Here is a 26,110-nt window from a genome sequence, read left to right on the forward strand (position 1 = left end):
GTCGACCCATGCGCTACCGAGCCGGGCCTTGTCCGCGTCCTGGCACGCGATGTGCTGACGCGGGACGAGGACGGTGTACGCGTCGAGCGTGGCCAGGCCCTCCGGCCCTGGCCACGCTCAGATGCTCAACGATCACCCGAAGGCCGATGCAGGAGCTGCCAACTGACCACCGCCTGACCACCATGGGCACGTCGCCTCCAGGCAGCTGTTCCCGGAGCTGGAGTTTGGCCGACCCCTCGATGCGCGGTCGAGGCTCACCTCAAGCCGCCAAGGTTACCGCGATGCCGCTCGCCTCAGGTTCGGCATCTTCTCGGGTCGACTCTATGGAGATCTGCGTCGGGAAATTCCGCCCGGATGACACGGTGCCGAACTGTCGTCATTCGGCCTTCCGGGGGCCCTGCTTGCCGGCTTGTTCGATACCGGCGCCGGCCGACGGACTAGCCGTGCCGCATGAGTCGCTGTGCGCGTGTCGCGCCCATCCCCACATGCGCATAACCTAACTGCCGTCGATGTGCTCGTCTCGCAGTGGGGAAGCAGGACGGGGGAACTATTTCGACAGGCCGGACAACGTCGCCGGCTATGGCATAGTGCCCTGTCGAACTATCCAGCGAGCCCAGAGCGATTTAATCCCGGAGTGGGGGCAGGATCCTGGCAATCCCCACTCGTCGGCAACATCCGTCAGCCGTATCCCCGCACTTTCTCCCGGCGTGACCGGAAAAGCAAACCCACGATGCCCGGGTTACCCGGAAGCGACCATTGACCGCCGGGCCATTCGACTGCCGCCGGGCGCCAGCCGTGCAAGGTCTTCCTGAAAACCAGTTCAAGCTGCCCATCGACCAGTGCTTGCGTGAACGTCGCAAACTCTTCGACATCCTCCGGCGAAGTCTCGTCCACTTCGAATGGGTCGAGGTCGTCGAGGAACAACTCCCCGATACTTCCAGTCATTTGCAATTGCAGGCGCGGCGCACCCGAAACAGCCGGCTCGACCCGGACGACTGTCACTGCATCACCTTGGTCGACGCTGATCGAGACCGCCTTACTCTCGATCAGCTCCAGGTAAGCAGTCCTGAGTGAATCGACGAACCGGTCGGCTGATGGCTGTGGCTGGTTCATCGTCCTCCCTTGACCATGTGGTAGTGGAAATGGACGTTGATCTTCTTGCCACGCCATCGCACATAGCGTCCGCGGAATCCCAGGAAGGTACGCTTCGACCCCACTCGCAGTGCCAGGCTGTTATGTCCCTTCTGCGCGTTGCCCTTCCATGTCCAGCCGAGTCTGACCTTGTCGTTTCGGTTCAAGATACCGATCTTGTGCCTGCCGAACAACTTGCTGGACGCGCCGAAGTACTTCGACTTCTGCACGACCTTTCCGACCGCGGCGACGTAGCGAGCCGCGCCGAAAGTGACCGCGCTCGCCGCATACATCGCCGCCTTTCCCCAGTTGCCCTGGACCGCGTTGCCCACCGCGGCGATGCCGCTGGCGACTGTCCCGATCGGTCCGGGGATCCAGGCCGCGTACTCGGCGACCGTGGTGACGACGTTGACCGCGGCCTTGAGCCAACCCCACATCTTGCCGTCGAGGTCGGTGGTGTTGATCGGATCGCCTACGACATAGTCGTAGTCGTTGGCCGAGCCACCTTCCACCGGGTCGACCGACAGGAACCGGCCGAGCAGGGGGCTGTAGGGCCGGGCTCCCATCTGGACGATCGACAGCGCACCAGTGTGCTCATAGGCGCGCTGGTGCTCGCCGAGCCAGCCGTAGTCCATCGCGCCAGGCGAGTTGTCCGGCACGTTCTGGGTATCGACGGCACCGGTCGCGGTCAGCGGCTGACCGTAGGGATCGAAGGTGCGAAGATCGCCGGTCTGGTGACCGGCCGCGTCGGTGGTCAACACCAGATCGCCGCGGATCGACGGGTGATCGAACGACGGCGTGAACGCGCCGTCGGAGCCGATCCGGGCCGAGTACAGCACGCCACCGGGCAGCGAGAGCGTGAACGACGTCAATCGATCGTCGGCGCCGAGCGTCAAGTCCGCGGCGTCCTCGCTGTTGGTGTAGCCATAGCGGACGACGGTGTTGTTGTCGCAGTCACGGGGGTCACGGCGCACGATGCGGTTCACCGCGTCGCGCGTGTACGCGACATTCGCATTGGCGGCGGCGTTGGGGCCGCTCGTCGCGAGGCCGATGTTCCGGTCGGACCCGTCCCAAGTCAGCGTCGTGGTCGCGCCGTTTCCATCCTTCCAGCGGGTTGTGTTGCCGTTGGCGTCGTATGAGAACTCGGAAAGCGCGCTCGCACCTTCGGTCGCGAGGATGCGGTCGGCCGCGTCGTAGCAATAGCGGGTCTCAGCAGTGCCGGCCGTGGTCTCGTCCAGCAGCCGCATCCTGTTGGTGTTGAGGCCGGCGTTGCCCTGGGTGCCGGTCGGGCATGTCGCCGGCGCCGTCGATGTGTAGTCATAGGTGTAGTGGTGTCCGGTGACGAAGGCCTCGGTGAGTCGTCCGACAGCGTCGTAAAGGTAGTTCGCCGCGTTGGGCCGCGCGTCGATGCCACCGAGAGACTCGTCGACGATGGTGCCGGCCGCGGTCCGCTCGACTTGGGACACCACGGACTTGCCGTCACTCGTCTTCCAGCCTAGAGCCAACTGCCGGGCACCGTTGTCCTTCGCGATCGAGGACAGCGAAGTGCCGTTGCCGTAGCTGACCGTGGCGAGTTCACCGGCCGCGTCGTAGGTGATCGACGCCAGCACCGCATCGTCGAGTTTCTGAGTGAGGACCCTGCCCGTGTCGTCGTAGGTGACGGACATCGTGCGCGGGGCATCAGCTTTGTTCGGCGGGTTCACGGTCGACGTTACGGCGCGACCGACCAGGTCATAGGACGTAGTGGTGCGTACACCGTTCGCGTCGGTGTACGCGACGCCCCGGTCAAGGAGGTCGACCGAGCTCGAGATCGTGCCCTTGTCATCGGAGATCGACGACGTCAGTGGATCGCCACCGACCGCGTAGTCGTGGGTGACAATCCGTGCGGGCGCGTCCTTGCTCGCGGGAATCTGCTCTTGCAGCGGCCGGTCACGGTTGTCATAGGTAGTGCAGGTCCACGCGCCGCCGGTCGATTCCGCGACAACCCGGCCTGACGCGTCGTATACCCGTTCCTCCACTCTCGTGGGTCCGGTGGCCGGTGAGGAGGCAAGGGTGCGCTTCGGCATGCCGCCTTGGTTGATCGCCAAGCTGCCCGGCGCACACGGGTTCACCCGGGTTTCTGTGTCCCCGTAGTACTCGTAGGTGCTCTTCGCGCCGGTCGCCATGGTCTTGGCGGTCTTGCGAAGGTAGCCGGAACCCGGTGCTTCATAACTCACCGAGCCACCGACCTTGAGACCGGCCGGGTTCGCCGAACCGGACGTGGCCAGGCCGTATGCCGGATCGATTCCTGCGTCGCCGAAGGTTGTGGTGGCGACCTTGTCGGCCACTCCGGCGGATTCCGACGCCGTGGTGGAAGTCTTCAGACCGTAGCGGGGACGCAGTTGAGTTCCCGGCACGGACTGCTGAACACCTGCCGGCGTCGTCCAATGGAGCTCGAGCTGGGCGGTCAGATCGAATTCGTAGTAGTCGACGCGGATGCGCTTGGCCTGCCCCGGCGAGTCGCTGCGCACCACGCCTTGACGCCACTTCGGCGTCGTGTTGATCCAATCGTCGATCACGATCTGGTCGTCGACCCACACGCGGACGCCATCGTCGGCGAGTACCCGCAGTGTGTACTCCCCCGCGGCGGGAAAGACGATATCCCCGGTGGCACGCAAGGCGAAGTGGTCCGCAGGCACACCAGCCGTCGGAGCGGCGCTGTTCCAGTTCTTGACGAAAGCGCCGTCAGCGGTGCCCAAGCCTGTGGTGTGGACCTTCGGGGTACCCGAGAGCTGGTCGTTTTCGTACCAGCTGACAGCGAGCCCGTTGATACCTTCGTCGTAGCCGTCGTGCCCGTGGGCCATGCCACCCGGGCAGTCAGCCTTCGGTTGAAGCCCGGAGAAGCACGCTGCCGGAGCGGGGCCGTAGGAATCGATCGGGCGGTCGGCGTAGTCGTAGACAGTCGTCGTCTTGCGGCCCGCCGGGTCCGTCGTCGACAGCGCCAGATCCTTGGGTGACCACTCCTGGGTCGTGGTCTTGCCCGTGGCATCGGTCGTCGACGTGGTTCGATCGGCATCGTCGAAGGTGACCTTCGAGAAATAGCCGGGCGCGGGCGAAAGCCCTGCGACGTCCACAAAGGTCTGCCGGTTGGCTGAATCGTACCGGTACGCACGTGCCGGTCGTGACTGCCCGAGCGCCGCCGCGGACGCGGTGAACCCCGTGACCTTCGGCTTCGCGGCGGTGTCGTAGGTGATCTGGTTGGTCAGGTCGGCTTCGCCGCTCTTCCGGTTCGCCGGGTCCGCGGCGATCCAGTCGTTCGCGAGGCTGCCGCGCAATCCGGTGAGGAGCCCCGTCGTGTTGTAGCCATAGTCGGTGATCTCGGAACCAGGGTCCTCGATCCGGCTCAGATTGCCTCCGGCATACCAAAGACGGGTTTCGGTTCCGTCCCAATAGCTGATTCGGCAGAGCATCTGAGCCGGCGGAAGGGCCTGTGCGCCGGACGGCGGGGTGACACCGCCATAGCAGTCGTCACCGGGACGGTTGTACCGCAGCACATGCGACCGGCCGGAGACGGGATCCTTGATCTCCCGCAGCCGGGACGGCGCGCCGTCGTAAATGAACCGAAGCGACGCGGGCTTACGCGAATCCGTTGTGGCGGACTGGCTTTCGAGCTTGCCGTCGGCACGGAAGACGAAGACATCGCCATTGTCGGTCAGCGTGATCTTGCCCGCCGAATCCAAGGCGAGCACGCCATCTTCGTTGTCCGGCGCCTTGTATCCACCGGTGCTTTTCTTGGTCCACGTGTGTTTTGCGGCACTGGCGTCGGTCAGGACGATGGTCTGGTCGGTGACCTTCGCTTCGAGGTAACTCGTCCCGTCACCGTCCAAATCGGCGGAGAGCGTCCAACCCTGCGGCAATACGGGCAGGTCGCTGGTGTTGAGCCAATCAGCGGGGACGATCTGCGGAGGGACGGTGGTGTTGTCGGTGGTGCGCACGAACAGGCGCATCTTGGCCGCGCCGGTGGCTTCGGCGTTCTCGACCTTGATCGGCACACGCTGGCCCGCGGTGAGAGTGACGTTGGTGGACTGGGTCCAGTTCACGTCGCTCGGGACGCCGACGTCATAGACCTTCGCGCCGTTGATCCAGACGACGGCGCCGTCGTCGTGTACTCCGGCGAACTGGTAGGTACCGGCGACCGGGGCCTGGAAAAACCCTTCCCAGCGAGCGACGAACCAGTCCGGAGACAAGGCGGGCGCGAAGGGCGACTCGACGCCCCAGTCGACGTTGACCTGCGGCTCGGTACGCACCAGCACCGGCTGCTGAGCATCACTGATCAAACCGTTGTGCGACAGATCGGCGAAATAGGAAGCCTTCAGCCCCCTGCTGTCACGCTGCTGCGAGTTGTAGGTGAGGGCCAGGCCGGCGTTACCACCGACGGTGGTGAACGTGGGGCTCGCCTGCGATGTCGTCACATTCCCGTTGGCGAGGTTGACCTTGACAGGTCCGGCGTCGTCCGTCGGCGACGGGCCGTGGTCGCCGATGCGCTGGTCGACCTTGAGGTGACCGATCCAGGTCGGGGTGATCGTGGTTCCGCCGCTGGAGGTCATCGCCTGCCAGGTGTAGGCGACGCCGTCCTGCAGGATCCCCGCGGGGACGGTCCAGGTCGGGGTCGTCAAGCAGCCGGACTCGACCACGACACCGGACTTGGCGTCGGCGCCGGTCGCGACGCGGAAGCAGTACTTGACCGCGTCGCCATCGGGGTCGGTCACCGGCTTGACCGACAAGGCCGGGGTGAGCGAGGTCGAGACGGTGCCGTCAGCGGGCGCGACCAGTGTGGTCGCCGGTGCCGGGGAGCCGGTGTCGACGGTGAGGGTGGCGTTGAGGTTCTTGTAGGTCCAAGTCCCGGCGTTCTCGGCGCCGATCAGCATGAAGAACACGCTGCCGTCGCGGGCGTTCACACGGTCGCGGATGAAGCCGGTCAGGCCCTCTCCGACGAAGCTGCCGACGTCTCCGATCAGGGCGCTGGTCATGTAGCCGCCGACGCCGTTGAAGTTGAACGCGGACGCGTGGTGCAGGTTCGCGTTCCAGGTCTTCAGCGAGCCGACGACGCTGGTGTTGCGGGCCAGGTCCATGCGGGCGCCGACGACGGTCTTGCCGAACAGCGGCGTGTAGTCCACGTTGAAGACGCTGCGGTTGTAGGTGTCGCCCTTGGCCTGGCTGTTGCCGATCCGCAGGCCACAAGCGTCACAGTTCGTACCGTCGGAGCGATACGAGTGGGACTCCTTGACCCCGTAGGTGAAGGTCGGGTCGACGTAGACGGGGTAGACGCGCTTGGGGTCACGCAGCCAGTCCGCGTCGACGGCGACGGCGAGCCACCAGTCCGCTCCGGCCTGCTCGAGGGTGTAGGTGCCGCCGGTCATCGCGGGCGCGGTCTCGCCGTTGCCCGCGGAGTCCCAGGTCTCGATCGGCGGCATCACGATCTTCGCCGCCCCGGCCTGGTCAGCGAGAACGACGGTGCCGTTTTCCAGTTTCGGTGTCAGGCCACCGGTGTTGAGCTTGAACTTCCATGACGACCGGCCGTCGGCGGGCTGGCGCTTGAGCTTGATGGTCTCCTTGACCGCGCCTGGCGTGACCTCGTACTCCAGGTCTGTCGCCGGCGCGACCTCCGGATACGTGACGGAGTCGCCCTTCACCGCGGCGGTCGAGCCGGCGGCCTTGTCCATCGCGAGGCTCGCTGTGTGCCCACCGGCCTCGACCCGCAGCACGGCGCTGTCGTCAGCTTTGGTCGCCAGCGACGGGCTCAGCGGATGCTGATCCGCATCGGCGCGCTTGGTCGCGGGATCGGTCGACAGAGTGGTCTGGACCGGCTGCCAGTTGCCGGCCGCGTCCTGCACGTTCAGTGGCTGATTCGACTGCCGCACCGACCGGGTGCCGTCGGGGTTCTCGTACTCGGTGACGAACATCGACCGCGACACCGGCTTCGACCGCTGCGGATCGAAATGACTGCCCGCGCCGCCGTCAAGCCGGGTACTTGCTCCAAAATCCGCTGTGGACGGTGCCTGCGGGGTGACCGTGGCAGCGGGTTCAGACGGCAGGACACCGACGTCACGCGGATCGATCCGTTCGGCCGCCGCGGCCCTCGGCGGAGCCGAGACAGCCTCCATGCTTCCGATCGCCAGGACCGCGATGAGGAGGTAGACCAGAGCTCTGATCCACCGGGTTCTTTCGACCTCACGGCGTAGCAGGAACACGAACCGCCCCCATCCATCCCGACGGCGAACCCGTCGAAGCAATGTCACCCTCGACCTGTCGGAGACCGGGGCGTGGTCGAGGGAGTGATCCGCCCGACCGAGCCGTTTGATCGTCGCGACCACACGTGGTCGTTACATCACCGCTTGAGGTGAACCTCACTCTTGCCAAGTGTCGAGGGGTCGCGTAAAGACACTGGTCACAGCAGTTTCGGAGTCGAATCGGGCAAACCGCTCAACTCTCCGGGCGGCGTGCCCACCTCACCCCGGCAGGAGATCCGTGACCCAGTCAGCCCCCGCCCGTCTCGCTGACACGAGCCAGCTCCCGCGCCCCACGCAGCACCGCCCGTGGCGGCGCTCCGGCCTGATCGCGCTGCGGCTGTTCGCGATCGTCCCATTCGGGCTGGCGCTGTTCACCGCCGCACGAGCGCCGAAGATGCACGTGTTGCTCGACTACTGGCATGTATTGGCGAAAATCACCGACGACAACGGCGATCTGCTGCTCGGTCAGGTGTTCACCTATCATCTCGATCAGCCCTTCGTCCTGCCGTCGCTGGTGTTCTGGGCAGACGCGGCGTGGTTCGGCGGGGACAACCGGGTCCTGACCGTGCTCTCGGTGCTGCTGGTGGCCGGGATCGCGGCCTGCCTGTACTCGATGCTTCCGGCTTCTCTCTCTCCTACGACGAAGTCCGTTGTCCTGACGGGATTCTCGTGGCTACTGTTCAGTTCTCACGCGACCGAACTGTGGCTACAGGGCACCAATGGGATCAGTTGGACCCCCGCGGTGTTCTTCTGTGTTCTCGCGATCTCGTGCGCACACCGCGGCATGAGCTGGGCAGCAGGTATCGCCGCGACACTGGGCTGCCTCAGCTTCGGCGCCGCACTACCGATCTGGTTCGTCCTGGCCCTCGTCGCCTGGTTGCGCAAAGACTCTCGTCTGCGCATCCTCATCCCTGGCGCGATCGGGATTCTCGTTGTCGTGGCGTGGTTCCTGACGAAGCCCTCCGGTCAACACTCGCTGGCCACGTCGGCGTTCGATCCCGACGGCAGGCTGTCCGTCTTCGCCGCTGCGCTCGGCGGACTGTGGTCGGCCGACGTCGCCGTCGTCGCCGTGATCGCCGGCGGAATCACCACCGCGGCACTGGTTCATGTTGTCCGCGAAGCGAATCCGCGACTGTCCGGCTGGATCGCAACCGCCACGTACGCCGTCCTGCTCGCAGGCATGGTGGCGATGGGCCGGACGACCGACCAAGTACCCGGTGGCAACATCGGACTGATCAGCCGCTACGTCCTCATCGGCGCACTCGCCACCAGTGCCCTGCTGGCTTTGATCGCCATCAACCGTCCACAATGGCCACTGCGCCGACTGATCGTCGCCACCGTGACCGTCGCACTCCTCACCCATGCCATCGGCGGCGCCAAGGCCGATCGCGTCCGGCACGACTATGGCCCTTTGAATCTCGCCGCCATCGCCCTGCGCGTCGACGCACCAGCAGTACTCGAGACCCTGCACATCCAGCGTGCCGCGGCACCCGCGGCGCGCTCGCTCGGCGCGTATCCCTTCAACGGCACCTTCACCCTCGGCTGCGGCGGTCCCGAACTCGGCAGCCGCCTGCCTGCAGCGGCGCCCCTCCCCCTCGCCACCGAAGCCGGCGACACGCACGGCGAACTGGGCACCTCGCCGACCGGGGACACAGTCCTCGGCGGATGGGCCACCATCGGCGGCACACGGGCCGACTGCGTCCTCGTCGTCGACCAGAACAACACCGTCATCGGCGGCGGCCTCGTCGGCCTGCCCGGGTCGGTGGCCAAGACAAAGACTCCAGCACCGGAAGGCATGGCTTTTCAAGCCGTCGCACCAGCCGGTGCGACGATCGGAGGAGTGATCGCCTTCAAAACGGGCGCACTCTACCGATTGCAACCGCAGAAATGACACCAGACAGGGCGAACGCGGCAGCTTCCGCGGCAAAGCCTGATCGCTCCTCCCACGACACGGCGCCGCGCAACCGGTCCTCCAACCGCCCGGCGTCGCGACCCTGGACCTGTGCCTCAGGGTGCCATCGTCCGGCTGAGATCGGACGCCACGTCGAACACCGCGTCCAGCTCCAACCGGATCTGGAGGCATTCGCCCACGCTGCCACCTCGTGTCGGCGCTCATCGAACTTGCGCACGCTGGACTCACGAGAAGTTCAGAGCGTGACGGGATGTGCCGCGACGGCGCGGTGCACGTCCTCGGTGACCAGGTCGATGTTCATCATCGCCCCGGTCAGCCCACCCTGTGCGGCAGCGTCGATGACCTGCGCCCGGTGTCCCCGCACGTTGCCGGCCGCCCACACCCCGGGAACAGAGGTCGCACCCGTCTGGGGGTCGGCGGGCAGGGTCTCGCCGATGAGCTGGCCGTCCATGTCCTTGACCTCGGCTGTCAGGCCCAGGTCCGCGAGCAGAGTGTCGACTTTGGCCACCGACACGGGGAAGACGACGACGGCCTGGACTTCGGTCACGCTGTCACCGACCCGGACGCCGCTGAGTGCGTCGTCGGTGACCTCGACGCCGGTGACCCGGCCGGGCACCACGCTGATCTGGCGCGCGGCGAGCTCGGTGCGTTGCGGCGCGGTCAGTTCCACGGACTCGTTGGTGAACAGGGTGACCTTCTCGCTCCACTGACGCCACAGCTGCGCCTGGTGGAGTGAGGCGACGCCGCTGGCGATCAGCCCGATTGCCTTGTCTCGAACCTCGTAGCCGTGGCAGTAGGCGCAGTGCAGCACGTCCACGCCCCAGCGGTCGGCGACGCCGGGGATGTCGGGCAGCTCGTCGACGACACCAGTGGCCACCAGTACCCGCCTTGCGTCAACAGTGCTCTCGTCGGCAAGGGTGACCCGCAGGGCATCCTCGCTGACACGCTTCACGCCGATCACGGTGTTGTCGCGGACGGTGCCGCCGTACTGCTCGACCTCCGATCGGCCGATGGTCAGCAGTTCGTGCGGATCGACACCTTCGCGTCCGAGATAGCTGTGGACCTGGGTGGCAGGCGCGTTGCGGGGCGTGCACGCGTCGATGACCAGTACGTCACGCCGGGCACGGCCCAACGTCACAGCCGCCGCCAGGCCCGCTGGTCCACCACCGATGACGACTACGTCGTGAGTGCTCATGCGAGCAACGGTGCAGCGGTCAGCTGCCTATCGCAATTTACCTTGCCGAAACGGCACAATGGAGGCGCCCGCAGGTGCGGCGGGCGATCACCACCGCCCGGTGGGAGCTGATTGACTAGCCGCATGTTCGAGACTCCCGACGAGCTCCACAGCCTCCAAGTCCTGCTCGACACGTCTTTGGCCGATTCGAACAGCCACCTCAAATCGATCATCCGGCCAGGTAAAACCACCTTGGACGCCGAGCAGGTCGTCCGGGTCTGCCACGGCATGTGCACCCTGGCCATCGCCACGGTCACCCGGCGCGGTGAGCCACGCATCAGCGGCGCCGACGGGCACCTCCTGCACGGCCGCTGGATCGTCGGCACCGACCGCCAGGCCGCCAAAGCCCGTCATCTCGCGGCGCGGCCCGGCATCAGCGCGACCTTCATGCGCGGCGAGCAGCTCGGCATCTTCACGCACGGACACGCCGTTCCGCTGAACCCCGAGGGGACGAGCAGCGACCCGACTTGGCCGGCGATCCGCGACTACCTCGTCAACCACTACGACGGCGACAGCGAGGACCCGTTCTGGGACGAGAACGTCTGGTATCGCATCGATCCCAGCTGGATGGTCGCCTACAGCAACGACCCCGTCGGTCTGCTCGACCAACAACCGTCAGGCTGAAGAGAGCTCGCGCGGGTCCACCTCATGCCAAGGTTCCGACTCTCAACCAGCGGTTCCGGGGTTCGAGCCCCTGATATCGTTGGTGGGCTTTGGTGAGGTTTGAAGCCGATCACATCGGACATCACGTCGTGCGTGAACTACTGGCACGCGGGCACGACGGTCTCGCCGCCGTGGTGGCGGGCTGAGCGGATAGCCGAGTCCGGGGGTGCGAGCTTTCGGCCCGCACCCCCGGCTCGTCATCGGCCCGCGGCGGTGGTGATCAGGTCCGCGATCTCTTCCGGCCGCCCGAACATCGCGGCGTGACCGGCTTCGATCTCGATGGTGGTCGCGCCCATGCGCGCGGCCATCTCACGCTGCCCGGCGGGCGGGATCATCCGGTCGGCGGTGGCGACGGCGTAGTACGACGGCACCGACTTCCACGCCGGTGGGCCGGACGGTTCCAGCAGCGCTGACAGTGCGACCGGCCGCTGGGCCGCGGCCAAGGCGTCCGCCGTGGTGGCGTCGACGTCGGGGGCGAACATTTCGTGGTACTTCGCCGGATCGACGGTCAACTCCACCGAGGGCGGTTCCGCCGGGCCGGGGAACGGCCGGGGCAGGGTGATCTCGGTGGCCGGACCGCCGTAGCGACCGTCCAGCTCGCCCGCCGACTCGCCTTCGTCCGGGGCGAACGCGGCGATGTAGACCAGTGCGGTGACGGCTTCGGTGACGGCGTTGCCGATGACCGCGCCGCCGTAGGAGTGACCGGCCAGGACGGCCGGGCCGGTGACCCCGTCGAGCACGGACTTGACGTAGGCCGCGTCATGGCCGAGGCCCCGCAAGGGGTTCGCGGCGGCGATCACCGGGAAACCGCGCTGCCGCAGGATCCGGGTGACCGGGTCCCAGCTGCCCGCGTCGGCGAAGGCGCCGTGCACCAGCACGACGGTTGGCTTGTCCATTGTGGACTTCTTTCTGCGTGAAGGAGGTCAGGAGCGGGTGCGGCGCGCGGCGGTCTCGATGACCTCGGCCACCGAACCCGGCTGCGACACGGTGATCGCGTGGCTCGCCCACCGTTCGACCACGGTGGCGTTCATCCGGCGGGCCATCTCCCGCTGGCCGGCGGCGGGGATCATCCGGTCGTCGCGGGCGAGGACGTACCAGCTGGGCAAGGTCTTCCACGCCGGAACGCCGGACACCTCGCCGAAGGCCGCGACGGCGACCGGTCGCTGTCCCGCCGCCATCGTCAGTGCCTCGTTCCGGGGAACGTCCTGGGCGAAGTAGTGGTGGAACTTGTCCTGGGCGATGGCCAGCTCGACCGCCGTCCCGGAGCCGGACGGGAGCGGGTATTCGGTGGGCGTGGTGATCTTCTTGGCGGGACCACCGAAGCGGTCGTCCAGCGCGCCCACGGTTTCGTTCTGGTCCGGGGCGAACGCGGCGACGTAGACCAGGCCCGCGGCCTTGGGTTCGCCCGCGGCCGCGTTCGTGATCACCGCGCCGCCGTAGGAGTGGCCTGCCACGATCGTCTTGCGCGGCATCGAGCGCAGGACGCTCCGGATGTAGGCGGAGTCGTAGGTCAGGCCGCGCAGCGGGACGGCGGCCATGGTCACTTCGTAGCCGTCGTGGCGGAGCCTCGTGGCCACACCGTTCCAGCTGGAGCCGTCGGCGAAAGCGCCGTGCACCAACAGGATCGCGGGCTTGACCCGGTCGTCCGGCCGTGGGGTGGCCGAGGCGGCACCGGTGGTCAAGGTGGCGGCGGCGATGACCACCGCGCCGACGGCGAAGCGCCACTTGCGTCGCGAACCTGAACGGATCTTCTCGTACATTCTCGTGTTTCCTTTGTCGTTCAGGAGGTTTTGAACAGTTCGGCCTGACGGTCCACATAGGGCTGGAACAGCGCCGCGGGCCAGTTGGGGTCGACGTCGGAGACCCGCTCGATCACTTTCCACCGGCCCGCGCGCCGCTCGAAACGGTCTCGGTACGTGCCGGTCGAGACGACTCCTTCGCCGTCTTCCTTCCAGCTGACCCGCCAGCGCCAGAGCACGTCGGCGGAGTCGCCCGCGCCGTCGATCTCGAACCAGCCGACGTCGTGGAACCACTTCTCCAGCGGGAACACGCTGTGCGCGTAGTCGTAGAGGTTCTTGAGCTCGTCGGGCCCGGTGAAGGTCTGCGAACGCAGATCGTTGACGGTGAAGGACGCCTCCGGCCAGTACAGGCCGACGTATTTGTCCGCCGAGGCCCGGCTGGGGTCGTTGTCGATGTACCGCTGGTGACGCACGAGCTGTTCGAAGATCTCGAAGCGGTCCAGTGCGGAAAGGGGCGTGGCGGTGTCTTCCGTCATGTGAGCAAAGCTAGGCAGCTTCGCTCACGTCGGCATCGGTCATCGAATAGGTCGGTGACCGAGCTCACCGACCTACTCGTGGCCCGTCCTCGAAGTCCACTTCGGCCAGTTCGGTCCGGCCCGCGATGCCCAGCTTCGGGAAGACGCTGGACAGGTGGTGGCCGACGGTCCTCGGGCTGATCAGCAGCTGGGCGGCGATCTCCCGGTTGGTGAGGCCGTCGGCGGCGAGCCGCGCCACCCTCAGCTCTTGAGGGGTCAGGAGGGGTTCCGTCCGGCCGGTGTCCGGTTGGGCGCGGTTCGGCCGTCGTCCGGTCAGTTCCTCTTCGTTCAGACTGCGTTCGAGCAACGGCGCGGCGCCGAGCCGTCGGAAGACCTCCGCGGCCTCGGTCAGCTGCACCCGTGCCTCGGTGCGACGTCGTGCCCGTCGCAGCCATTCTCCGTAGAGCAGCCGCGTCCGCGCGTGGGAGAACGGATGCTCGGCCACTCCCTGCACCTCCAGCGCGTGCAGGAACGAGTCCTCCGCGCCCTCCCCCGCCAGCTGTGCCGTGCAGCGATGCGCCGCGGCCACCGCCCAGGCGGCCCCGGCGCGCTCGGCCCAAGCTCGCAGCGCCCGCAGCGCGAGCGTGCCCAGCTCGGGACGGCCGACGCGGACCGCCGCTTCCACCGTGTCCTCGGCCGCGAGCAGCGCGAAGGTCGCGTGTGCCGCCTGATTCCCTGGCTCGGTCAGCCGCGCCAAGTGATCCAAGGCTTCTTGGGGCCGCCCGAGAAACAGGGCCGCCTGCCCGAGGTTCCAAGTGGCCGCGGCCGTCAGCGCGCGCACTCCGCGCGGCACGGACAGCTCCAGGGTCCGGGTCGTGAGGTCGGTGACGGCCTGTTCGTCGCCGCGCAGCGCGGCCAGCCAGGACAGGGAGTTGCGGCATTGCGAAGCCGCGTGGTCGGCCTTCATCTCCTCGGCCAGCCGCAGGGTTTCGGCCGCGTTGGCCGCCGCCTCCGTCCACCTTCCCGCGACGATGTCGATCGTCACCGTCTGGGACACGGTCAGCATCAGCCCTTGGACGGCTTCCGTCCTGCGCAGCCTGTCCACCTCGCGCCGGTACGCCCGCGCCATCGGCCGCTCCGCACCCCACGCCACGGCCAGCGGCGCGGGAGGCAGCAGCCGCCAGGACACCGCGCCGAGCGGGGTGACGGCCTCGTCCGGGCGCGCCTTCGGCCCGCTGCCCCACCATTGCTCCAGGACGGGAAGCAGTGCCGCTTCGGCGAAGTCGCCGTCGACGGCCAGTTTTTCCAGGCGGTGCAACGCTTCGGCCTGGCGCTGGGGGGATCCGGCCGACCAGCCCGCCCGGACCGCGACGCAGGCCAGCTCGACGGCCGTGCCCGGGTCGGTCACCGCGTAGGTGTCGCGCAGCAGCAGCCGGTGCGCGTGTTCCTGGTCACCGTTCGCGAACTCGATGAGGCCCCGCAGTCCTCCGCTCGCCGCCGCGACCGCTTCCTCGGACGCCAGTTCGTCGGCCCGGTCGAGCAGGTCCAGCGCCGTGCTCACCTGCCCGGCCTCGCACGCGGACTGCGCCCCCAGCGCGAACCGGCGGGCCGCCTCCGACGGCGCCGGTGACAGCTCGGCCGCCCGGCGCAGCGCCCGCGCCGCCGACGCGTGACCGCCTCGCGTCCGGCTGTTCCCGGCACTGCGTTCGAGAAGGACGGCCACGTCTTCGTCGGGTTCGGCGGCGGCCGCGGCGAGATGCCAGGCCCGCAGACCTTCGTCGTCCTTGCCCCGCAACGTCTGCGCCAGCGCGCGATGTACCGCCTGCCGCTGGGTGAAAGGGGCATCCTCGTAGACCGCCGCCGCGAGCAGCGGGGTCCGGAAGCGAAGCCGTCCCTCGGTGACCGTCAGCAGGCCCGAGCGCAGGACCTCGTCCCCGGCGACCGTGTTCGCTCCGAGGACGGCCGCCGCCTCGCGCACCGAGTGGTGGACTCCCCGGTCCTCGGCGGCCGCGACCAGGAGCCACGTTCGCGCGGCGTCCGAGAGCCGGGCGGCACGCGCACCGAAGGCGCGGCGGAGCCGGGGACCGATCGAGCCGTACTCCCCCGCTTCCTGCGGGACACCGGGGAGTTCGCGCAGCGCCAAGGGATTCCCGGCGGCCATCCGCACCGTCCGGCGCACGGCCTCCTCGTCCGGCGCGGCCGTCTCACGGCGGACCAGGTCGACCGCGTCGCTTTCGGACAGTGGGCCGATCTCCAGCCCCGGCACCGGTTCCCAGAGACCTTCCGACGCCGGATCCGCGTGGCCGGTGAGCAGGAGGGCGATCGGTTCGGCGCGCAGCCGGCGCGCGACGAAGGCCAGGCATTCGGCGGTCGGTTCGTCGAGCAGGTCCGCGTCGTCCACGGTGATCAGCACCGGCCGCTCGGCGGCGAGTTCGGACAGCAGGGTGAGCGTGGCCACCCCGATGAGGAAGCGGTCCGCGGTCTCCCCGCTGTGCCCGAGCGCGCCGCGCAACGCGGCCGCCTGGGGCGGGGGCAGGGTGCCGACCCGGTCCACCGCCGGCCAGAGCAGTTCGTGCAGCGCGGCGAACGCCAGCCCGGACTCCATCCGGGTGCCGCGGCAGCTCAGGACGGTGAACCCGGTCGCGGCGGCGGTCGCGTAGCCGAGCAGCGCCGTCTTCCCGATCCCGGGATCTCCCCAGAGCACCAGTGCCGTCCCCCGGCTCTGACGCGCGCCTTCCAGGGCCCGGTCGAGCTCGAGTTTCTCCTGGTGCCGTCCGTACAGAATCACTCGACGGAGCCTATACAGGCCAGGTCCACGCCATCCCCTGGATCCCGGGCGTCACCGCCGCGGCGAAGGCGACCGCCGGGGAGGACGCCGAGAGCGGCACGTCGGTGACGTCCCGCTCCGGGCCGGAGACGTGATCCAGCCGATAGGAATGACAACTCTCCGGCGTCGCCTCGGGCGCGAAGTGGACCTCCAGGAGGTACTCGGGCACGGAGTGGCGGAATCGCCGGTCGTGGCGATCGTCGGGCACGCCGTCGGTGTACTCGAATTCGTATTCGAGGATCGCGGTCTCCCCCGGGGCGAGCATCCGGTTCGACACCAGTTCGCCGACGATGAGCGCCTGCTCCGGGAACACCTCGGTGCGGCCGGGCACGCAATAGCGGGTCGCCACCAGTCTCGGCGGGCTTCCCGGCGCGCAACCACGCAGGACCACGAGCCTGGCCTGGGCGGGCTCATCGGTGGCACGGACGACTTCTCGCACGCGCAACCGGGTCAGTGTCCGGTCGGCCCCGATGTGCAGCGACTCGTGCAGGCTCAGCAGGACGAGGGACGGTTCGTCCGCCGCCTCGAACGAATGCAGCACGGAAAGCACCGGCTCTCGCGGGTCCCACAGCCGGTCCCAGCCGACCACGCGGCGGATCGCGGGGCGGTCGCCCTCCGGCCGGTGGAGCAGATCGAGCAACGATCTCGTGGGGAGTCCGAGAAGGTCCTCAAGCAAGGCGACGGCGCGCAGCGACTCGGCGCGCTCGGGCCTGGTCCGCCCCGTGCGCCAATAGCTCAGCGTCGTCGTACTGACCGACACACCCGCTCGGGCGAGCCGGTCCTTCACCCTGCCCAGCCCCAGACCCCTATGGTCGATCGCCCGTGACAACGCCTTGCTGAAAGGCCCTGTCGCGAGCGAGCGCGCCAGTTCCTCCTCGGCCGAGGCCCCGGGGGTGACGACGAACAGCGACATCGGATTCTCTCCCCGAAAGGACGATCGCGTCGAAACCGGAGCCGCGGACGGCGGGTCGTCGCCGGTCGTGCCCTTGGTACGGCAAGCCGCGGCAGGGGTCGTGGCCCGCCGGACTTCAGCGGTGATCTTGGACGGCTTTCCGGGGTGAGCGCAATCCGCAGAAAGTAGTGTCCTGTTCCGTTGACGCGGATTCCCTTATACCGCTTCACATAATCCTCGAGTGCGAACCGCGTGGCGATGACCGATTCCGCGGCGATTTCGGACAATCGGGAGAAACCATTCCGGAGGTGCGAATCCCGGCCGCCCGCGGCCCCGCGCCGGAACCGTGAACGTTCCGGGATTTCGGCCGCGACGGCCTCTCCCGGCGGAAAAGCCTGAGGCAGCCGGTGTTCCGTGTACCGGCTCTTCGCGGAACGATCCGCGACTTTCGTCTCCCTACCTAGGAAGGTATTCCGTTTCTCCCGTTGTCGGACATCTTGGATCGACCGGCATCGAGCACCTCTGCCGGATTCCGCATCACCCTCGCTCATCCACGACCACCAGGCGGCTCGGCCGCCCGATTGTGAGCAACCATGCGAAAACTGGCTTCAGTCGCTCTCGGGATCCTGGCGGCGGCACTCGCGGTGTCCACGCCCGGAATCGCGAACGCCCAAACGGACTCGGGTGTGCAACCTTCGATCATCGGGGGCGGCACCGCCACGGAGACCTACAGCTTCATGGTCTCGCTCAACAACGGCTGCGGCGGCAGCCTCGTCGCGCCCCAGTGGATCGTGACGGCCACCCACTGCGGCAGCGCGTCGCAGGGCAGGATCGGTTCGACGAACAAGAACTCCGGCGGCGAGGTCGGCAGGATCGACCGCCGGGTCAACAAGGCCGGCACGGACCTCACCCTCATGCACCTGTCCACGGCCGTCCGCGCCACCCCGGTCGCGATGGCTTCGAGCAACCCGGCGCCGAACACCACCGCGCGGCTCCTCGGCTGGGGTTGCACCAGCTGGCCGAGCTGCAGCACGCCGACCACGCTGCGCCAGATCGACCTCCGGGTGCTGCCCAGCAGCTCGTGTTACGCCGGCGGTGGCGGCTCCGGTGACGTCTGCATCTCCGGCGATCGCACGCATTCCGCCTGCCACGGCGATTCCGGCGGACCGGCGGTCGTCGGCACCACCGGACGCTGGACCCTGGTCGGGGAAACGCACGGCCCCGGGGACAACGGCGGCGAATGCGCCACCAGCACCCTCTACACCGGCATCGCCCAGCACCTGAGCTGGATCAGGCAGCAGACCGGCGTCTGAGCCTCGGAACACGGAGAACCGGCACGCCTCGCTCGTCGAGGCGTGCCGGTTCTTTCGTCTATTTTGGACGGTTTCCGCGGCGCAATCCGCCGAAAGAACTGTTCTTTCCCGTTGACCGGTTCGGATCTTCTCGCGGATTTCCCGGGGCACCTCACCTGAATACGTTCGAAGTGTCCCCCTCCCCCATTCCCCGAGGAGTCCCCATGCGTGAAACCACCGGCCGGGTCGCCCGCGCCGTCGCCCTTCTCGCCGGTACCTGCGCCGCTTTCGCGACCCTCGCCGCGGCGCCCGCGGCGGCGAGCGCCCCGACCGCCCCGGTCTCGCCGGGTGCCGAGCCCTCGATCATCGGCGGCAGCACGGCCCAGAACCCCGGCTACATCGCCCGGTTCAACGGCCACGCCAACGGTTACACCTTCTTCTGCACCAGCACGCTGATCAGCACGCGCTGGGTGCTCACCGCCAAGCACTGCCTGTACGACAACAACGGTCAGCGCCTGAAGGACATCGACCTCTACATCGGTTCCAACAGCGCTTCCGGCGGCGTGCACGCCAAGGCTTCGGCGACCTACCTGTACTCGGGCGGCGACCTCGCCCTGATCAAGCTGAACGCCGACGGGGGAAGCACTTTCGCCCGCCTCGCGAGCAGCACTTCCGACGCTCGGGAAGGAGATTCCGCCCGCGTGTACGGCTGGGGCGCGACCCAGGCCGACCACGAAGGCGACCACCAGTCGAAGGTGCTCAAGCAGGCGTCGGTCCGGATCTCCGACACGAACGCCCAGGACACCTACGGCGGCCCGGCGATCGCGGCCGACACCCCGAACGGCGCGGTCGCGGGCGGGGACTCCGGCGGCCCGATGATCGACGACGGTGTCCAGGTCGGCGTGTGCTCGACCAGCGACCGGTCCAGCACCACCAGCTACGGCAGCGTCGCCGCGGGCCGTGACTGGATCCGTCAGACCAGCGGGGTCTGACCGATGAGAGCGGGCCGCCTGCCGATCCACGCCGGCGGGCGGCCCGCTTTCTCGGTTGCTCGGCTATCGCCGGGCGAGAACGCGCTTCGCCAGCCATCCGGCATAGACGGCGAGCCCCGCGACCCCGGCCTTCCGGGTGGGCCGGGCCGCGATGGCCAGACCGATGGCGAGTTCGGTGGCGCCGTTGCGATAGGTCCAGTTGCGGACGTCGTCGGCGAAGGCCATCTTCGTCACGGGCTCGAAGGCGGCGGGGGCGGCGAAGTGGGCGAGACCGGTCGCGGCGATGCCGAGGCCGAGGACCTTGCCGGTGCGTGCGGACATGAAGTCACCTTTCGTGTTCTGTGTCAGTCGAGGACGCCGGCCCGGCGCCACAACCGGCGGCTCGGGCCGCCGATGAGGCCGATCTCGGTGAAGTACTCGACGGCCTTGGCCGCCCAGGACGCCTTGGTCCGGCGCCAGTGCGGATTCGCGTCGGCGACCTGGCGGGCCTCACGGGGGTCCAGTCCGACGGAGGTGTACGCCTTGGGGTGCAACAACTCCGACGTCGCGACGTAGGCCATCGCGGCAATCGCCCAGCGGATCAGCTCACGGCCGACACGCCCGTGACGGGCCCAGGCCCGGCCGAGTTCGTCCTTGGCGAAGCTGATGTGGCGCGCCTCTTCGATGACGTGGATACGGGAGATCATCCGGATCATCGGCTGCAGGCTGGAGTCGCGCATCATCTCGCGTTGCATGCCGTCGGCGAGTTCTTCGACGTAGATGGCTCCGGCGAACAGCAGCGCCGGGCCGCAGACGGCGCCGAACACCTTGCCCGCCCGGTGCGCCGACCGGCTCGGGCGGCGGACGACACCGCCGGTCTTCGCGATCGAGCGGGCGAACATGGTGCTGTGACGGCATTCGTCGGCGATCTCGGTGAGCGCGTACTGAGCGTTGTGCGTCGTCGGGTCGCTGTTGTACACGTGGCGCACCAGGCCCTGCATCAGGATCAGCTCGAACCAGATGCCCGACGCCGCCGCGGCCGCGGCCTCCTGACGGCTCAGTTCGCCGCGCCGGCCTTCGTCGAGGCGGTCCCACAAAGCCGTGCCGTACAAGGAACAGCGTTCCGGCGCCTTGCCGTAGGCACCTTCGACGAGCGGCGCCAGCCAGTCGACATCGACGTCCGGGTCGTAGGAAAGCCGCGCGGAGGACCGCTGCAGGCGCTCGGCGACACGTTCGCTTTCGGTGTTCGCGGTCATGACGACCTCCTCGAATCCTTGCTCTCCGGCAGCGGTCCGCCGCCGTCCGGGATGACCTGTCCGGAATCGCGATAGGCCACCGCCTCGTGGAAACCGTCGCGTTCGGCGAACTCGCGGAACCATCGGCCTTCCGGGCTGTGCCGGGTGATGCCGTCGAAAAGGGTCGCGAGGGTCTGGGTGCCGGAAAGGCCCATGTTGTCGTAAGCCTGGTTGATCATCAGCTTCTGCATCACCAGCTGGTTCGTCGGCACCCCGGCCATGCGGTCGGCCAGTTCCTCGACGGCGGCTTCGAGCCGCTCGGGTTCCACCGCCTCGAGCGCGAGTCCCCATTCCGCCGCGGTGGTGCCGTCGATGGTGTCGCCGGTGAGCAGCATCCGCTTCGCGCGCTGGGCTCCGGCGCGGTAGACCCACATCGCGGTCGTCGGGCAGCCCCACACCCGCGCGGGCGGATAGCCGAGGCGCGCGTCGGTCGCCATGATCAGCACGTCGCACGAGAGCGCGATGTCGCTGCCGCCCGCGACAGCGTGCCCTTGGACCTGGCAGAGGGTGGGTTTCAGGGATCGCCACAGGCTGAAGAAGTCGTCGGTGTTGCGCTTCATCACGCGGTAGTCCTTGACCGGATCCCAGACCGGTCCCTGGTTCCAGCGGCCCTCGGTGTCTTCCTCCGCGAACTGCTTGAGGTCGTATCCGGCGCAGAACGACCGGCCCTCGCCGCGCACCACGATCACGCGGACCGCGTCGTCCTCGTTCGCCCGCTCGACGGCCTGCCGGATCTCGCCGGGCATGACGTCGTTGATCGCGTTGAGCCGCTCGGGGCGGTTCAACGTCAGGTATGCCTTCCGGTCTTCGACCCGGTAAGTGAGCGTCTCAAACGCCATCGGAACCTCCCAGCGCGCGGAGGGTGAAGGTGACCAGATGCGGGATCGTGTCCGGGCCGCCGTTCCCGGCCAGGGGGCCGACCAGCATCTCCGCACCCGCGCCGACCAGCGCCGCGGCGGTCGCCTCCGCGTCCTGCGAGGGCAGCAGTCCCTTCGTCACCCCGTCGGCGATGTTCCTGGCGATGACCTCGCGGAAAGCGCGGCGGAACACCAGCCGCTCGGCCTCCACCACGGCGTCGACCGGCTCGGCCAGCAACGCGTACGCGAGCCGCGGCGCCTTCAGCGCCCGGCCCGCGAAGGTCTCGATCACCGCGACCACCCGTTCCCGCACGTCACCGTGGGACGCGGCGGCCTCGACGGCGGCGACCTCGCGGGAGACCACCTCGCGGAAGACCTCGACGACCAGGTCGGCCTTCGACGGGAACTGGCGGTACACGCTTCCGGTGCCCACGCCCGCGTGCGCCGCGACCGCGGCCATGGAGCAGCCCGCGTAGCCGGTCTCGGCCAGCAGCGCGATGGCCGCGGCCAGGATCTCGCCTCGCTGGGAGTCCAGCCTGGCCTGCGTCTTCTCGGTACGTCGGTACGGCACGGAAGGAGTGAAGCACGGATTCCGCACTTCAGCAACGGGCTGCGAGTAGTCCTCTGGTTGCGGTCCTTGCGCGTGCAGGGACCGCAACCAGAGGACTAAACGCGGGCGGGCGCCGGGGGCACTCAGTTGCGGGTGAGCGTGAAGGTGCTCGTCGTGTTCCGGATGTCCTCGGCGTTGTCGCTCAGGGTGAGCCCCGTGAAGGTCGCCGAGCCGACGGCCGGGCCCTGCCCCGGTTCCGGCAGCTCGTTGACCCAGACGCCGATCCCCGACTTCGCGTCGAACTCGTCACCGCTGCGGTGCGCGCCGCTGATCGACACGTTCGTCAGCACCGTGTCCTCGACCGGGTTCTCCGGCCGGTTGCCGGTGTACTTGGTCTGGAACATGATGCCGCTGTAAGTCGGGCTCTGGATGTCCACATCGGACACCCGGATTCCCCGGAACTCCTTGGACGCGGAGAACATCCAGATCGCGGGGAACGTCTGCTGCCCCCAGAAATGGCCACCGGCGCGGACCAGCGAGACATTCTGGACGGTCGTCGGCTGCGGACCGAAACCGAGGAACGGGTAGCCGAAGTCGAGCGAGCTGATCGTGATCCCCGAGTACGTCAGCGTGTCCGCGATGTACAGATTCCGGAAGGTGTTTCCGTACCCGCCGTACACCGCCAGCCCTGCCGCGCGCCACGGGAGCAGCACGGTCAGGTTCTCGAACACGTTGTCGTACTGGTTGCCGGGGTTGAGATCCGTGGCGGCGAACAGCGCGAAACTGTCGTCACCGGTGGAGCGGGCCTCGTTGTTGGTGACCCGGTTTCCCGTGCTGCCGTTGGTGAAGTTGACCCCGTCGGCGAACAGGTCGCGGATCCGCGAGTTCTTCACCGTCGTGTTGTCCACATTGGTCGCCCACAGCAGGCACATCTGGTGCTCCACCCAGATGTTGTCGATGGTCATGTTCGAGACGTTCGTGAAGTTGAAGACCTTCCCCGGCCCGTCGTTGCGCGAGGTGTAGTTCCCGAACACGGCGAATCCGCCGAACGTCGACCCGCTCGCGCTCGCCTGCGCGTCGAAGCCGATGTCGGTGTTCTCCTGTCCGGCGGGTGCGGTGAACCTGGTGAACCACGGCCCGGCGCCGACCATCGTGACGGGTTTGCCGTACACGGTGACCTTGTTCGTCATCGGGTACTGCCCCGGCGGCAGGAAGACGCCGGTGAGGTTCGGGTCCTGGCGGACCTTGTCCAGCGCGGCCTGCACGTCCTGCTGGGTGAATCCGGCCGGGACGGCGAAGCGCGCCGGATCGGGGTTCGCGGTCGCCGTCGCGAGCTCGAAGTTCACGAAGTCGATCGCGTACGCCGAGCCGTTGGCCGCGTCCTTCTGCAGCTTGATCTTGTGCCCGGCGGGCACGGTGGTGCCGAGCAGCAGGCTCGCCTCGTCGTAGATGTGCCGGGCCGGACCGGCTCCCGGCGAATTCTGCGGAGAGGCTTCGGGGCCGTAAAGCCACGCGTGGCGCGAAGTCAGGTCGATGGCCTTGAGGAACGTGCCGTCGACGTAGACGTTCAGCGTCGAGTTCTGCCCGCCGCCACCCGCGGCGTCCGGCATCGAGAACCGGGTCACCAGGGTGTTCGTCGCCGCGCGGGTGGTGAACTCCACCGAGGAGCCGGTCGAGTTCAGCGTCACGGCCTTGCGGCCCGACGCCTCGCCCGCGAGATCGCCGATCTTCCGGTTCGGGCCGATCACGGACGCGCCGCCCGCGGCGACACCGTCTTCGGCCTCGTACATGTCATAGGGCATGTTCGCGCCCCGTCCGACGAACAACGCCTGCGTGCTCGTGTTGTTGCCCTGTTTCGCGGGCAGCTCGTTGGCGTCGTTCGCGACGACCGTCTTGACCGTGTACCGGCCGTTGCCCGCGGTCCAGGTGCCGGCGTTCACCGGCGGCGCGGTGGCCCCGGCGGCGATCGCGCCGGTGTGCGAACCACTGAGCGTCTTGACGACGGCGCCGTTCTGATCGGTGATCGTCACCGTGACGCCGTGCGCCCCGCCGGCCGAGGCGACCGTGCCCTGGTTGCGCAGCGTCGCGCTGAAGGTCACCATGTCACCCGCCGTGGGGTTGTTCGGCGACCACGCGGTGGCCGCGACCAGATCGGAGCTCCGCACCGGGCTGACGACGAGTGCCGTCGAACCGGTGTAGGAGTTGTTGCCTTCGTCCTGCTCGATGACGGTGTTGGCCTCGTCGACCTTCGCGGTGACCTGGTGACTGCCCGCGTCCCTGGTGCCGATGTTCGCCGACACCGTCGCCGAGGCTCCGGCCGCGAGCGCGCCGACCTGCGCCGTTCCCGCTTTCGCCGGGCCAAGGTAGAGGTTGACGTTCGTCGCGCCCGAGGCCGCGGTCCCGGCGTTGCGGACGGTCGCCGACACGGTGATCGCGTCCGTCTCCACCGGGTTCTGCGGCGACCAGGACACCCCGGAGACCGTCAGGTCCGGGTTCGGCGCGGGGACACCGAAGACCTGGAATTCCGCGGCCTGACCGCCGGGGGCGCCGGAGTTGGCGGTGATCCGCAGGCGGACGTCGGCGGCGCGGCCACCGGCCGGGATCGTCACGACGTTCCCGCTCGACGGAGTGAAGGTGTACGTCCGCGCGGGCACCAGCGTGGTGAACGCGGATCCGCCCTGGTCGCGCCCTTCGACAGCGATCGTCTGCGTCCGCTGGCCCCAGGCCGGATCCGGGTTGAGCCTGACCACGATCCGGTCCAGTTCGGCGTTGGAGCCGAGCGCCACGGTCAGCAGGTCCGGGTACGCCGCGCCCTCCCAATACGTGGTCACCGAATCGTCGTTGGCGTTGGCCGCGACGAAGGTGTGCTGGACCGAGGACGCCGTGATCGGCTTGCCCAGCGCGAGATTCGTCCCGGCCTGGGTCCCGGTCCTGGTCACGGTGCCGCTGCTGGGCGACTGGTTGCCCGCGGCGTCGCGGGCACGCACGGAATAGGCGACCGTCGCGCTTTCCGGCTGGTCGTCGGTGTAGGTCAGGACGTCCGCGGCGACACTTCCGCGAGGCTGCCCGTTGGCGTACACGTCGTAGCCCGCGACACCGGTGTTGTCGGTCGAAGCCGACCAGGTGAGCCGGATCTTGCCGCTCGACGGCTCGGTGTAGGCGAGGTTCCCCGGCGCGGACGGCGGCTGCGTGTCCCCGCCCGCCGGGCCGTGCACCTCGAACTCCGAGAGCTGCGCCGCGGGCCAGCCGGTGTTGGCGGTGACGTTCAGCCGCACGAAGCGGGTGTTCCCGGTGACGTCGAGGGTGACCGTGTTGCCCGTCGCCGGATCGAACCGGTGGCCCGCCGACGGCGCGAGGTCGCTGAAACTCGAGCCGTTCGCACTGCCTTGTACCGCGAAGGTCTGGGTGCGGGCTTCCCAGCCGGACGGCAGTTTCAGCACCAGCCTGGCGATGTTCGTGGCCGCGCCGAGGTCGGCCTGGATCCATTGCGGGAACTGGTTGTTCGCGCTCTCCCAGTAGGTGGCCTGGTCGCCGTCCCCGACGTTCGAGACGGGGTAACCGGCCTGCTGGCTGCTCGCGGTGTAGGTCGCGTCGGCGGCAGAAGTCGCGAAGGTGGCTGAGGCGTCGCTCGCCGCGATGGCGGGCGGGGCCAGGAGAAGGGACAGGGCGGCGTACGTCACCGCGCGCGTCAGAAGGCGCTTCGTTCTCATGACATTCCTCTGATCCGGGGAGGGGACTGAGCGGAATCTTCCTGACTCTTGTCATGTTCTTGCGCTGAAATGTTCAAGAATTACAGCCCATGGGGCGCCGCAAGTCAACGCCCGGCCCTAAATCGCGTGACCGGCCGGAAACACGCTGCTAACGTCCGGCCTGACCAGGTGTTTCCCCGGAAGAAGGAGAACGGCGTGCGGTGCGCTGTCGAGTCCCCGAGTCGTACGGACCTTTCGACAGCCCTGGAGCCGT

The 26,110-nt window shown here is 68.3% G+C and carries 17 protein-coding genes; 4 read left to right on the forward strand and 13 right to left on the reverse strand.

Annotated features, from left to right (window positions below; genetic code table 11):
- Window positions 1-678: 678 nt before the first annotated feature.
- Together ACLJPX_RS28210 and ACLJPX_RS28215 are read right to left on the reverse strand one after the other, a co-directional pair.
- Window positions 679-1,113, reverse strand: coding sequence for a hypothetical protein (locus ACLJPX_RS28210; protein ID WP_410603191.1), 435 nt, complete (start codon window positions 1,111-1,113; stop codon window positions 679-681).
- Window positions 1,110-7,361, reverse strand: a complete 6,252-nt coding sequence (locus tag ACLJPX_RS28215; RefSeq protein WP_410603193.1) for a PA14 domain-containing protein — start codon at window positions 7,359-7,361, stop codon at window positions 1,110-1,112. Before ACLJPX_RS28215 ends, ACLJPX_RS28210 begins: the two co-directional genes overlap by 4 nt.
- 433 nt (window positions 7,362-7,794) lie before the next feature.
- On the opposite strand from ACLJPX_RS28215, the gene ACLJPX_RS28220 reads away from it, so the two are divergent.
- The gene (locus tag ACLJPX_RS28220; protein ID WP_410603498.1) at window positions 7,795-9,291 is read left to right on the forward strand and encodes a DUF2079 domain-containing protein; all 1,497 of its coding nucleotides are present in this window, start codon (window positions 7,795-7,797) and stop codon (window positions 9,289-9,291) included.
- A gap of 256 nt (window positions 9,292-9,547) precedes the next feature.
- On the opposite strand, the gene ACLJPX_RS28225 is transcribed toward ACLJPX_RS28220, so the two are convergent.
- Window positions 9,548-10,507, reverse strand: a complete 960-nt coding sequence (locus tag ACLJPX_RS28225; RefSeq protein ID WP_410603195.1) for an NAD(P)/FAD-dependent oxidoreductase — start codon at window positions 10,505-10,507, stop codon at window positions 9,548-9,550.
- A gap of 123 nt (window positions 10,508-10,630) precedes the next feature.
- On the opposite strand from ACLJPX_RS28225, the gene ACLJPX_RS28230 reads away from it, so the two are divergent.
- Window positions 10,631-11,170, forward strand: a complete 540-nt coding sequence (locus tag ACLJPX_RS28230) for a pyridoxamine 5'-phosphate oxidase family protein (protein ID WP_410603197.1) — start codon at window positions 10,631-10,633, stop codon at window positions 11,168-11,170.
- Between the two features lie 236 nt (window positions 11,171-11,406).
- Here the strand turns inward: ACLJPX_RS28230 and ACLJPX_RS28235 are convergent, their stop codons facing one another.
- The 5 genes from ACLJPX_RS28235 to ACLJPX_RS28255 form a co-directional block, all read right to left on the reverse strand.
- The gene (locus tag ACLJPX_RS28235; protein ID WP_410603199.1) at window positions 11,407-12,105 is read right to left on the reverse strand and encodes an alpha/beta fold hydrolase; all 699 of its coding nucleotides are present in this window, start codon (window positions 12,103-12,105) and stop codon (window positions 11,407-11,409) included.
- 27 nt (window positions 12,106-12,132) lie between these two features.
- Window positions 12,133-12,969 (reverse strand): alpha/beta fold hydrolase, encoded by an 837-nt coding sequence (locus ACLJPX_RS28240; RefSeq protein ID WP_410603201.1) that lies wholly within the window; start codon window positions 12,967-12,969, stop codon window positions 12,133-12,135.
- A gap of 20 nt (window positions 12,970-12,989) precedes the next feature.
- A complete protein-coding gene (locus ACLJPX_RS28245; protein ID WP_410603203.1) occupies window positions 12,990-13,484 on the reverse strand; it encodes a nuclear transport factor 2 family protein in 495 nt (164 codons plus the stop codon).
- Between the two features lie 64 nt (window positions 13,485-13,548).
- Entirely contained in the window at window positions 13,549-16,251 is a 2,703-nt protein-coding gene (locus tag ACLJPX_RS28250; RefSeq protein WP_410603205.1) for an AAA family ATPase, read from the reverse strand.
- A 10-nt stretch (window positions 16,252-16,261) separates the two neighbouring features.
- Window positions 16,262-17,203: a hypothetical protein gene (locus ACLJPX_RS28255; RefSeq protein ID WP_410603207.1), complete on the reverse strand. Its 942-nt coding sequence runs from the start codon at window positions 17,201-17,203 to the stop codon at window positions 16,262-16,264.
- 572 nt (window positions 17,204-17,775) lie between these two features.
- Here ACLJPX_RS28255 and ACLJPX_RS28260 point away from each other — a divergent pair.
- Together ACLJPX_RS28260 and ACLJPX_RS28265 are read left to right on the forward strand one after the other, a co-directional pair.
- Window positions 17,776-18,495: a S1 family peptidase gene (locus tag ACLJPX_RS28260; protein WP_101610100.1), complete on the forward strand. Its 720-nt coding sequence runs from the start codon at window positions 17,776-17,778 to the stop codon at window positions 18,493-18,495.
- A gap of 203 nt (window positions 18,496-18,698) precedes the next feature.
- Window positions 18,699-19,466, forward strand: a complete 768-nt coding sequence (locus ACLJPX_RS28265; RefSeq protein WP_410603209.1) for a S1 family peptidase — start codon at window positions 18,699-18,701, stop codon at window positions 19,464-19,466.
- 63 nt (window positions 19,467-19,529) lie between these two features.
- Here the strand turns inward: ACLJPX_RS28265 and ACLJPX_RS28270 are convergent, their stop codons facing one another.
- The 5 genes from ACLJPX_RS28270 to ACLJPX_RS28290 form a co-directional block, all read right to left on the reverse strand.
- Entirely contained in the window at window positions 19,530-19,787 is a 258-nt protein-coding gene (locus ACLJPX_RS28270) for a hypothetical protein (protein WP_020631028.1), read from the reverse strand.
- 23 nt (window positions 19,788-19,810) lie between these two features.
- Window positions 19,811-20,701, reverse strand: a complete 891-nt coding sequence (locus ACLJPX_RS28275; RefSeq protein WP_410603212.1) for an AurF N-oxygenase family protein — start codon at window positions 20,699-20,701, stop codon at window positions 19,811-19,813.
- A complete protein-coding gene (locus tag ACLJPX_RS28280; RefSeq protein ID WP_410603214.1) occupies window positions 20,698-21,579 on the reverse strand; it encodes a crotonase/enoyl-CoA hydratase family protein in 882 nt (293 codons plus the stop codon). The genes ACLJPX_RS28275 and ACLJPX_RS28280 overlap by 4 nt, the downstream gene beginning before the upstream one ends.
- Window positions 21,569-22,168, reverse strand: coding sequence for a TetR/AcrR family transcriptional regulator (locus ACLJPX_RS28285; RefSeq protein ID WP_410603216.1), 600 nt, complete (start codon window positions 22,166-22,168; stop codon window positions 21,569-21,571). The genes ACLJPX_RS28280 and ACLJPX_RS28285 overlap by 11 nt, the downstream gene beginning before the upstream one ends.
- Window positions 22,169-22,290: 122 nt before the next feature.
- Entirely contained in the window at window positions 22,291-25,857 is a 3,567-nt protein-coding gene (locus ACLJPX_RS28290) for a discoidin domain-containing protein (protein WP_410603218.1), read from the reverse strand.
- Window positions 25,858-26,110: the final 253 nt, after the last annotated feature.

Source organism: Amycolatopsis sp. lyj-90, from assembly GCF_046549035.1.
GTDB lineage: Bacteria > Actinomycetota > Actinomycetes > Mycobacteriales > Pseudonocardiaceae > Amycolatopsis.

Excerpts from the sequence above, each read along its gene's own strand:
- ACLJPX_RS28210 (WP_410603191.1), bottom strand. The coding sequence starts at position 1,113 with ATGAACCAGCCACAGCCATCAGCCGACCGGTTCGTCGATTCACTCAGG.
- ACLJPX_RS28220 (WP_410603498.1), top strand. The coding sequence starts at position 7,795 with ATGCACGTGTTGCTCGACTACTGGCATGTATTGGCGAAAATCACCGAC.
- ACLJPX_RS28225 (WP_410603195.1), bottom strand. The coding sequence starts at position 10,507 with ATGAGCACTCACGACGTAGTCGTCATCGGTGGTGGACCAGCGGGCCTG.
- ACLJPX_RS28230 (WP_410603197.1), top strand. The coding sequence starts at position 10,631 with ATGTTCGAGACTCCCGACGAGCTCCACAGCCTCCAAGTCCTGCTCGAC.
- ACLJPX_RS28235 (WP_410603199.1), bottom strand. The coding sequence starts at position 12,105 with ATGGACAAGCCAACCGTCGTGCTGGTGCACGGCGCCTTCGCCGACGCG.
- ACLJPX_RS28240 (WP_410603201.1), bottom strand. The coding sequence starts at position 12,969 with ATGTACGAGAAGATCCGTTCAGGTTCGCGACGCAAGTGGCGCTTCGCC.
- ACLJPX_RS28245 (WP_410603203.1), bottom strand. The coding sequence starts at position 13,484 with ATGACGGAAGACACCGCCACGCCCCTTTCCGCACTGGACCGCTTCGAG.
- ACLJPX_RS28255 (WP_410603207.1), bottom strand. The coding sequence starts at position 17,203 with ATGTCGCTGTTCGTCGTCACCCCCGGGGCCTCGGCCGAGGAGGAACTG.
- ACLJPX_RS28260 (WP_101610100.1), top strand. The coding sequence starts at position 17,776 with ATGCGAAAACTGGCTTCAGTCGCTCTCGGGATCCTGGCGGCGGCACTC.
- ACLJPX_RS28265 (WP_410603209.1), top strand. The coding sequence starts at position 18,699 with ATGCGTGAAACCACCGGCCGGGTCGCCCGCGCCGTCGCCCTTCTCGCC.
- ACLJPX_RS28270 (WP_020631028.1), bottom strand. The coding sequence starts at position 19,787 with ATGTCCGCACGCACCGGCAAGGTCCTCGGCCTCGGCATCGCCGCGACC.
- ACLJPX_RS28275 (WP_410603212.1), bottom strand. The coding sequence starts at position 20,701 with ATGACCGCGAACACCGAAAGCGAACGTGTCGCCGAGCGCCTGCAGCGG.
- ACLJPX_RS28280 (WP_410603214.1), bottom strand. The coding sequence starts at position 21,579 with ATGGCGTTTGAGACGCTCACTTACCGGGTCGAAGACCGGAAGGCATAC.
- ACLJPX_RS28290 (WP_410603218.1), bottom strand. The coding sequence starts at position 25,857 with ATGAGAACGAAGCGCCTTCTGACGCGCGCGGTGACGTACGCCGCCCTG.